Below are 2,184 nucleotides of genomic sequence, written 5' to 3' on the forward strand. Positions count from 1 at the left end.
CAGCGGTCTTTCGAAAATGCCGCGCATACAGGCCTTACAGAAGACCGCGCTCGATCACTCGCACATTGGTGTAAAAACCCTCTTGCATCACGGGCGGCAACCACAGAAGCCGCTACAGATATCGCGGGGCAGGTGTTCGATGCGAAGGGTATTCCCATTCTCGATGCGATGATCGAGATCTGGCAGGCCAACGCTGCCGGCCGCTATGCAAGCAGCGACGACGTGCGTGAGACGGTGCCGATCGATCCGCATTTTATCGGCTTCGGCCGAGCTTCCGTCGACCCGGACGGGATCTACCGGTTCCGCACCATCAGGCCCGGGCGCGTGCCGGGTCCCGGCAACACGCTGCAGGCGCCGCATCTCGCGGTGTCCGTGTTCGGGCGTGGTATTCTGAAACGGCTCGCGACCCGGCTGTATTTCACGGATGGCGAAGGCAATGGCGACGATCCCGTATTGAGTGCGGTTCCGGTAGAACGTCGCGAGACGCTTATCGCCCACCAGCGAGACGACCGGCGCTGGTGGTTCGACATCCGGCTGCAAGGCGAAGCCGAGACGGTCTTCTTTGCGGTATGATCTCGAATGACTGATCACCTGCGTACCCGCCCTGCCACGACGCCCTCCATGCTGGCCGTCTTCGACGACGACGCCACCATCGCTCATGCGCTTGCATTCGAAGGCGCTTTGGCGCGAGCACAGGCGGCGGAGGGAGTAATCTCCGAGGAACTCGCCTTTGCGATTGTCGATGCATGCATAACGGCGGCGATCAGTTCTGCTGAACTGGCCGAGGAATCAGCGCTGGCGGGCACGTTTGCGATACCCCTCGTCGCACGCTTGCGTGCCTCATTGAGCGGCGAAGCCGAGAAGGCGGTCCACAAGGGCGCAACCAGCCAGGACGTCGCCGATACTGTATTGATGATTCAGACGCGGGCAGCAGCCGAGCTGGTACTTACGGACCTCGATCGCATCGTCGATGCCCTTAGTCGTCTGGCTCTGCGTCACGCCGAGACACCTGCGGTCGGGCGCACATTGTTGCAGGATGCGTTGCCCGTCGCGTTCGGTCTTCGCATCGCGCACTGGATGGCCGGCATCGCCGATGCCGGCCTGCGACTGCGCGGCGATGTAGCAGAGCATGCCCGGATCCAACTTGGGGGCGCGGCGGGCGCGAGAACTGGTCTCGACGGCGCAGGGATGGCAATTGCGTCGCGAATGGCAGGGGAGCTTGGTCTTGCGGCCAGCGAACCATGGCACGCGCGCCGGGGCGGCATCGCCTCCATCGGCACCAGTCTGGCTATCGCGATCGGCGCCGTTGGGAAGATGGCGCGCGACGTAGCGCTCCTGTCGCAAAATACGGTTGCTGAGGCACGTGAGCCGGCGATCACGGGGCGGGGCGGGTCCTCCGCGATGGCGCATAAGCGCAACCCGACAGGGTGCCAGATCGCGCTGTCCGCAGCGCTGCGCGCACCTGGGCTAGCGGCGACAATTCTGGCAGGCCTTCCGCAGGAAGAAGAGCGCGGGCTAGGTGGCTGGCAGGCGGAGGGTCCCGTATTGGCCGACCTATTCCTGCTCGCGGCGGGTGCGGCGGAAGCAATGGCGGGTGTTGCGGAGGGGCTCGAGATCGACGAAGATGCGATCGCGCGCAACCTGAGTGATGCCAGAATTGGTATGGATATCGGCGAAAGCGCTGCCATCGTCCGCGCGCTCGTCGCCAGACGCGAAGGATAACGCCATGCCATTTGCGATCCGTGACGACGTGCGTCTTTATTGGAAGCTTGACGGCGCGCGCGACCTTCCCGTGCTCATCCTGCTAAATTCTATCGGTACGGACATGGGGCTGTGGGATACCAGCGTTCCACACCTGCTGCCCGCCTTCCGTCTCCTGCGGATAGACACGCGCGGGCACGGCGCGTCGGATACGCCAGATGGTGACTATAGCTTGGCGATGCTGGCCGACGACGTCGTAGCGGTCATGGATGCCGCAGGAGTGCAGACTGCAGCGGTCGCCGGTGTGTCGCTCGGCGGGATGATCGCGATGGAGCTGGCGCTGACGCATCCGGCACGGATTATTGCGCTAGAGCGGTTTCTGATCAGTCTGCATCGTAACCAGCGGCTGCAAAATAGTTCGAGCATTCCTGGGGTGAGTAGAGGTCCACGATGCGGCCGATGGCGTCCCAGAGGCCATGGATG

At 63.6% G+C, this 2,184-nt stretch carries 2 protein-coding genes and 2 pseudogenes; 3 read left to right on the plus strand and 1 reads right to left on the minus strand.

The genetic code is table 11. The features are described from left to right. From pcaG to U1708_RS20830, 3 genes and pseudogenes are all read left to right on the plus strand, one after another. On the plus strand, positions 1-573 hold a 573-nt coding region (gene pcaG, locus U1708_RS20565), incomplete at its 5' end, for a protocatechuate 3,4-dioxygenase subunit alpha (RefSeq protein WP_332748149.1). 6 nt (positions 574-579) lie between these two features. After that, entirely contained in the window at positions 580-1,722 is a 1,143-nt protein-coding gene (locus U1708_RS20570; RefSeq protein WP_332748150.1) for a lyase family protein, read from the plus strand. Positions 1,723-1,825: 103 nt separating this feature from the next. After that, positions 1,826-2,005, plus strand: a pseudogene (locus U1708_RS20830) (alpha/beta fold hydrolase); the annotation flags it as partial. Between the two features lie 79 nt (positions 2,006-2,084). Here the strand turns inward: U1708_RS20830 and U1708_RS20835 are convergent. Continuing rightward, a pseudogene (locus U1708_RS20835) lies at positions 2,085-2,184 on the minus strand (IS630 family transposase); the annotation flags it as partial.

It is taken from the genome of Sphingomonas arabinosi, from assembly GCF_036663715.1.
In the GTDB taxonomy this organism is placed as follows: domain Bacteria; phylum Pseudomonadota; class Alphaproteobacteria; order Sphingomonadales; family Sphingomonadaceae; genus Sphingomonas.